Annotated in this window: 5 protein-coding genes; all 5 read left to right on the top strand. The window is 66.3% G+C overall.

Going from position 1 to position 6,924, the window contains the following annotated elements; translation table 11 throughout:
- The first annotated feature begins 279 nt into the window (after window positions 1–279).
- The 5 genes from ACE3UG_RS08065 to ACE3UG_RS08045 all read left to right on the top strand — a co-directional run bounded on the left by ACE3UG_RS08065 (window position 280) and on the right by ACE3UG_RS08045 (window position 6,803).
- Complete coding sequence (locus tag ACE3UG_RS08065) at window positions 280–1,305, top strand: endo alpha-1,4 polygalactosaminidase (RefSeq protein ID WP_374622052.1); 1,026 nt, start codon at window positions 280–282, stop codon at window positions 1,303–1,305.
- A 298-nt stretch (window positions 1,306–1,603) separates the two neighbouring features.
- The gene (locus tag ACE3UG_RS08060; RefSeq protein ID WP_374622050.1) at window positions 1,604–2,401 is read left to right on the top strand and encodes a DUF3348 domain-containing protein; all 798 of its coding nucleotides are present in this window, start codon (window positions 1,604–1,606) and stop codon (window positions 2,399–2,401) included.
- The gene (locus tag ACE3UG_RS08055; protein WP_374622048.1) at window positions 2,382–5,222 is read left to right on the top strand and encodes a DUF802 domain-containing protein; all 2,841 of its coding nucleotides are present in this window, start codon (window positions 2,382–2,384) and stop codon (window positions 5,220–5,222) included. The genes ACE3UG_RS08060 and ACE3UG_RS08055 overlap by 20 nt, the downstream gene beginning before the upstream one ends.
- Window positions 5,219–5,887: an OmpA family protein gene (locus tag ACE3UG_RS08050; RefSeq protein ID WP_374622046.1), complete on the top strand. Its 669-nt coding sequence runs from the start codon at window positions 5,219–5,221 to the stop codon at window positions 5,885–5,887. The genes ACE3UG_RS08055 and ACE3UG_RS08050 overlap by 4 nt, the downstream gene beginning before the upstream one ends.
- Window positions 5,880–6,803 (top strand): DUF2894 domain-containing protein, encoded by a 924-nt coding sequence (locus ACE3UG_RS08045; RefSeq protein ID WP_374622044.1) that lies wholly within the window; start codon window positions 5,880–5,882, stop codon window positions 6,801–6,803. The genes ACE3UG_RS08050 and ACE3UG_RS08045 overlap by 8 nt, the downstream gene beginning before the upstream one ends.
- Window positions 6,804–6,924 lie beyond the last annotated feature (121 nt).

Raw genomic sequence — 6,924 nt, 5'->3', positions numbered from 1 at the left:
GACTTCGGTATGAAATCCGATGCTCTGGCTGTTGATGGATGTGCTTGGCTCGCTTTGGATCACCCGCAACGGCCTGCGTTGACCAGGCCGAAGACTTGAGTCCACAATCGAGTCCATTCCGTGACGCTTGGATCGGAAAAAACGTTCGTAATAAACGAGTTAGCGACCGGGTGCTGTTCCCTTCACCCGCTCCACTGAATTCCCCGCAAGGCTCGCAGAAGCCATCGATCAGCCGTCTAACCGACGGCTTTTTTGTATCCATCGCGCCCCATTGCGTCCATGACGAATCACGCTCGCCAGATTGGCTGCTACGCGTCCCGACATCGCGGGCAATCCCCGGCGTCCTGGCTGCGTCGCGTCGCTTGCACCCTCCTGGCCCTCGTCATCCCGCTCGCGTCAGCGCAAACGCCCGTACAACCACACTCAGCCCCCAACCCACCGACCGGACGCAATATCGGTATCGGTGCCCCCTGGGTCAGCTACTACGGCAACGTCGCCAACCTCGACCTCGCACGCGTAGCACGCACCTTCCGGCTCATCGATATCGACGCCGATCCCGATCAGGGGAACGTCACGCCCGAGCAAATCGCCACCCTCAAGGCCGGCGGCAGAAACCGCGTCATCAGCTATCTCAATCTCGGCTCGTGCGAACGCTTTCGCGCCTACTGGCAGCACGCCCCCGCCGGCTTCGTCCCCTGCGGCAGCAACGCCCCCGCACATCTAGGTCGCTATAACGGCTACCCCAATGAGATGTGGATGAACCCGTCCAACCGGGCATATCGCAAGCTCATCGTGTCATACGTCGCGCCGCGGCTGATTGCGCAAGGCGTCGACGGCTTCTACCTCGACAATCTCGAACTGATCGAACACGGCACGTCAACCCGCAACGGCCCCTGCGACGCAACATGCAAGCAAGGCGCGCTCGATCTCGTGCGCGAACTTCGTCAAGCATTCCCCAACAAGATCCTCGTCATGCAGAACGCCACCAGCCCAGCAACGCGCCTCGGCCACACCGGCGGCGTTCCCTTCGCTTCGCTACTCGACGGTATTGCCCACGAAGAGGTCTACGCGCCCAAATACGACGCCGACGCCGAAGAACAATTGCGGTCATGGTCGCAACGCCCCCCAGGTCACAACGGTCGCAAGCTCTGGATCGGCACGCTCGACTACGTCGGCGGATGTCACCACATGCGCCAAGCGAACGCCGTCATGGCCCGTAGCCGTGCACACGGCTTCAGCCCCGCCGTCAGCGACGCCAGCGCAGGACAGAACGTCGTGTGCTACTGGAACCTCCCACGCGATTGACGCACCGCTGCGCCGGAAAATTCTCCGGCCCGAGCACCTTGCTCGCCCTAAACACCAACCACACACATCACCCTCGCTAACGTCCCCCGCCCCGCAAACGCCTCAGTCAGTGCTCACTCGTCGCTCGCTCACCTCCCTGCGCCGATCCATCACGATATCGTGCGCAGGCGCCTCTCAACGCCATGACCGAAGCCATCGGACGGCCGTCAAAACGCGTGTCAATCTCCCCCGAAGGGGGCCAGACGTCGTCAAGGCGCGCGCGCAGTGTAAACTGCTGGGTTTTCGACCCCTCTGTGGAATGGTGCAAGTGCCCCGGCGTCCCGTTATCAGCGCCCCGACACTCATACGCTCGCTGGCCCGCCTGAGCACGTTCGCGCCGCCCGAAGCCGCGCCGTCGCTCTCGGACCGCCTGAGTCAGTGGCTGGGCTGGACCGACGCCATCGCCCTGTCGTCGGCCCTGAAATCCGCCCCGCCGGCCGCAACGCCCGGCGCGCGAGCGGCTGCGCAGGATCCGGCGAACGACCTGGCACGCGTGCGCATCGAGCTTGCCGCCGCCATCGCCCGCGATTGCGGCCTCGCCGCCGCACCCGGCGGACAAATTCGCGCGCTGAGCGCCGCCGAGCGTCAACGAGCGGCGTCATTCGCGGAGTTTCCGGCCTATCGTCAACGCTACGCCACATCCCAGCAGACGATGGACACGGCGATCAGCGCCCTGCGCACCCGCCTGCGCGCGAAACTGGCCACGCAATCGCCACATGCCTCACGCCTCGCCGGCGTCGACGCCGTCATGGAACGCGTGATGGGCGCACGCGAGCGCTCGCTGCTCGCCAGCGTGCCGAACCTGCTCGAAGGACACTTCGTGCGGCTTCGCGATACGGAACAAGCCGCGATGGCCGCGCCTCGCGCATCCGGCATGCCGCCGCTCGCACCCGCCGGTACGTGGCTCGATACCTTCCACCGGGACATGCAGAGCGTCTTGCTCGCAGAACTGGATATACGCCTTGAACCGATCGAAGGGCTGATCGCCGCCCTCGCCTCGGTCCATACAGGTGAAAACGCTTGTGAACCCGGACAACATGACCCGTTACCTCGTTGATCTCGTCGCCTTCATCGCCGGCCTTGCCGTCGTCGGCTGGATCGCCATCGGCTACGCCGGCACCAATACCCTCGCCCTGGCCGTCGCCTTGTTGATCGCCGCCGTCTATCTCTTCGGCGCACTCGAACTCAAACGCTTCCACCAGGCAACCCACAACCTCGCCGACGCCGTCGCCCGCCTGGACGCCGCGCCCGCATCGCTGCCCGCCTGGCTCGACACGCTCCCCGCCGGCCTGCGCACCGCCGTGCGTCTGCGCGTCGAAGGTGAGCGCGTCGGCCTGCCCGGCCCCGCACTCACGCCCTACCTCGTCGGCTTGCTCGTGCTCCTCGGCATGCTCGGCACCTTCCTCGGCATGGCCGCCACGCTACGCGGCACCAGTCTCGCACTCGAAGGCGCCACCGACCTCGAAGCCATCCGCGCCTCGCTGGCGTCGCCCGTCAAAGGGCTCGGCTTCGCCTTCGGCACCTCGGTGGCCGGTGTCGCCACCTCCGCCATGCTCGGCCTGCTCGCCGCGCTCGCCCGCAAGCAACGCGCGCAAGTCGTGCAATCGCTCGACGCACGTATCGTCACGACACTACGCGGCTTCTCGCAACAGCATCAGCGGGAAACCACGCTGCAACTGCTTCAACAACAAGCGACGGTCATGCCCGCGCTCGTCGACCGGCTTCAGGACATGATGAACGCCATGGAGCGTCAAAGTCAGACGCTCGGCGAGCGGCTCGTCGCGAACCAGCACGCCCTGCACGCCAAGACCGATGCCTCGTATGCGCAACTCACGAGCGCCATGCAGCAATACCTCAAGGACAGCGTGACCGTCACCGCCAATGCCGCCGGTGCCGCCATCCGCCCGGAGGTCGAGGCGACGATGGCCAGCCTCGCACGCGAGAGCGCGTCGTGGCATCAGACTGTTTCCGCCGCAATGCAGGATCGAATGAACGGCCTGTCAGATCGCTTCGAGGCAACGACCGCACGCGTGGCCAGCGTCTGGACCGATTCGCTCGACGCTCAATTGCGCACCAATGAATCGCTCGCGACCCACCTGCGCACCGCCCTGAGCGAGTTCTCGCAGACGTTCGAGACGCGCTCGTCCCGACTGGTCGACGAAGTCGCAGCCCGTCTCGAGAGTGCGACGGGGCAAGTCGGCGCCGCCCATGCCAGTGTCGCGCGCATGTGGGAAACGTCGCTCGCCGAGCAACAGCACACCAACGATTCACTCGCCAAAGATCTTGGCGCAACGCTCGCGCAATTTGCCCAGACATTCGAGACGCGTTCCGTCGACCTGCTCGCCAATGCGACCGCCCGTCTCGATAACGCGACCGGCAGCATCGCGACCGCGCAAACGTCGGTCGCCCAGGCCTGGGAGCAAGCCCTCGCCCAGCAGCAGCGCGCTCACCAAGCCCTCACGCAAGACCTCGGCACCGCGCTGGAGCGTTTCGCGCACACGTTCGACGCGCGCGCCAGTGCACTGCTCGGCGACGTGGCCGCCAAGCTCGATGCAGCCAGCGGCAATGTGAGCGGTGCACACGAACGCGTGGCACAGGCGTGGGACCAATCGATCGCGCGACAACAGCAAGCCAACGCGGCGCTGACCGCCGAGCTCGCCGCCGCGCTCACCCGTTTCACCGAGACCTTCGAGCAACGCTCGGCGCACCTCATCGACGCCGTGAGCCTGCGCACCGAAGGCGCAATGCACAACGTGTCGGAGACGGCCGCCGTGGTGTCGGGCGAATGGCGACAGGCACTCACCGCCCAGCAGTCCGCGAACGACGCGCTCACCCGCGATCTGGCCGCCGCGCTGGCCCGCTTCGCCGACACCTTCGAGACGCGCGCGTCGCAGTTGCTGCAAGGCGTCTCGGCACAGATCGATTCGACATCCGCCAACGTCGCGCAAACGTGGCGCGACGCCATCGCCGAACACACCCGCACGAGTGAACGGCTGGCCGACGGCAACCACCAACTCGTGGCCGCGACGACCGGTGTCTTCACCGAGCACAGCGCATCGCTGCTGCAAGCGCTCAGCGCCGCCAACACCGCCCATCACCACGCCACAGCCGAGCGCGAGACACAACGCCTGTCCGCCTGGACCGAAACGCTCGAAGGCACGCTCGCCACACTGCGCTCGGAATGGCAGCAAGTCGGCGCGCAAACCGCCCGCCAACAACAGGCCATCTGCGAAACGCTCGCCCGCACCGCGCTCGATATGTCGGAACAGACACGCGCCAATGCCAGCGATACCATCGCCGAGATCTCGCGCCTCGTGCAAACCGCCTCGGAAGCACCGAAAGCCGCCGCCGAAATCATCGGCGAACTGCGTCAGAAACTCTCGGAGAGCATGGTGCGCGACAACGCCATGCTCGAAGAGCGCTCGCGCCTGCTCGACACGCTGGGCACACTGCTCGACACCGTCAAGCACGCCGGAAACGAGCAACGCGCCGCCGTCGACGAACTGGTGACGACGTCCGCCCAATTGCTGGCGCGCGCAAGCGCAAATCTGGGCGACGCCATCGCCGCCCAAACCGAGAAACTGACCGCCGCCTCAGCGCAGGTCACCGGCAGCGCGGTGGAAATCGCGAGCCTTGGCGACGCCTTCGGCGCCGCCGTGCAATCGTTCGGCGAATCGAACACGCAGTTGCTCGAGCACCTGCAACGCATCGAAGCCGCACTCGACAAATCGATGGCGCGCAGCGACGAGCAACTCGGCTATTACGTGGCCCAGGCACGCGAGGTCGTGGAGCTGAGCGTGATGTCGCAGAAGCAGATCCTCGAGAACCTTCAGGATCTGGCCCAGACGCGGGCACAACCGAACAGCGCAGCAGCATGAGAGACGACTTCGACGCGGACATCGGAGACAGCGGCGACGTGGGCGCCGCCGCGCCGACGTGGGCCGTCTTCGGCGATCTGATGTCGGTCATGCTCGGCGCATTCGTGCTCATCATGCTCGGCGTGATCGGCGTACAGATCGAACTATCCGCCAAGCTCGAGCGCGAGGTAAAGGAGCGCCGGGCCGAAACCCAACGCCGCGAAACGCTCGAGAAAGCGCTCGCCGGGCCGCTCGCGGGCGGACGCGTCACCCTCGTGAACGGTCGGATCGGGATCAGCGGCAACGTGCTCTTCGCGCTGAACTCGGACCAGTTGCAGCCGCAAGGGCGCGAGGTGCTGCGCAGTCTGGCCGCTCCGCTCACCGCTTATCTGCGAGCCAGTGACGAGATCCTCATGGTCAGCGGCTTCACCGACGACCAGCAGGTGCGCGAGACGAACCGGCGATTCGCCGATAACTGGGAGTTGTCTGCCCAGCGCGCGCTCACCGTCACCCGGGAGTTGATCGCCGCAGGCGTGCCGCCGGCGTCGATCTTCTCGGCGGCTTTCGGCTCGGAACAGCCGGTCACATCGAACGCCGACGAAGCCGGTCGCGCCAAGAACCGACGCGTGGAAATCGCCCCCATGCCGCGCAGTACCGCCAGCAACGCAGGTAAGCCCCATGCATGATGCAATGCACGACGCGACCACAGCGACGAATTCGCACGATGTCCCCGACCCAGTGTTCGAGCAGCTCGACGCATGGCGGGCGCAGGGCGTCGATAAACGCGATCCCGCCCGCTTTCACCGCATCGAAGCACTGGCACTGCGCAGCCGTTCCTACAGCGGGCCCGTGCGGCAGGTGCTAGACGACCGTCTGAAGGCACTCGTCGACGAGCTGGTGCAGTCGCTCGGCAGCGCCCGCGCCACACCGACCTCGTCTGCCCTACCTGCCCTACCTGCCCTAACGGCCCTAACCGCCCTGCCCGCCCCACCTGCCCTAACCGCCGCATCGTCCGATGGCGACTGTCATATCCCGCAATGCGCTGCGTCGCCACTTGCGGCACTGACGGCGGTCATCACGCAACGCGTTGGCGTCCGTGAGCCTCTCGCGCCGTCGACGATGCCTCGCACCGCCAAAGCCACAGCGCCGGCTCGGCAGACGCACCGCGCAGGCGAGTCCACTCAGCCGGTCGGCGTCTTCACGCCACCGCCGCCGACGACGACGACGACGACGACGCGCCCCATCGTAGCGCCAGCCGCGATGCCCGTGCTCACCGTGCCGACGGTCATCGCGACGGACAACGCCTTCGAGGACCTCGATGTCCTCGAGTACTTCCGCGAGACCTGGTCGAAGCTGAGCACCGACGGCAATCTGCGTCAGTCCCTCGCACAGGTGCCGGAGAACGCCGGGCCGCTCAACTCCAGTCACCTGGTGCACCGCGCGCTCTCGCTCATGCACGACGTCTCGCCCGACTATCTGCGGCACTTCCTGCGCCACGCGGACGCACTCTCGTGGCTCGAAGACATGGAGACAACCGGCGTACTCGGCAATAAGGCCACCGCTCGCGCCCCCGTCAAGCCCTCACGCGCGAAGTCTCGCTAACGTCTGTCCAACCTCGGTTCGCAAGGCAACCCTCGCGACGGCGGCCGCTCGGCATCGGTGGCGCCGCAGCACACCGCAGGTCGTCCGCCCGCGCGTGAACGGGGTGCAAACTTGCCAGTGG

Origin of the sequence: Pandoraea sp. (genome assembly GCF_041919235.1) — a bacterium.
Taxonomy (GTDB): domain Bacteria; phylum Pseudomonadota; class Gammaproteobacteria; order Burkholderiales; family Burkholderiaceae; genus Pandoraea.
Note: the sequence above shows the minus strand (reverse complement) of the source record. Positions and strands in the feature narration are given on the sequence as shown.

Coding starts and splice junctions, on each gene's coding strand:
- ACE3UG_RS08065 (WP_374622052.1), top strand. CDS start 280: ATGACGAATCACGCTCGCCAGATTGGCTGCTACGCGTCCCGACATCGC.
- ACE3UG_RS08050 (WP_374622046.1), top strand. CDS start 5,219: ATGAGAGACGACTTCGACGCGGACATCGGAGACAGCGGCGACGTGGGC.
- ACE3UG_RS08055 (WP_374622048.1), top strand. CDS start 2,382: ATGACCCGTTACCTCGTTGATCTCGTCGCCTTCATCGCCGGCCTTGCC.
- ACE3UG_RS08045 (WP_374622044.1), top strand. CDS start 5,880: ATGCATGATGCAATGCACGACGCGACCACAGCGACGAATTCGCACGAT.
- ACE3UG_RS08060 (WP_374622050.1), top strand. CDS start 1,604: ATGGTGCAAGTGCCCCGGCGTCCCGTTATCAGCGCCCCGACACTCATA.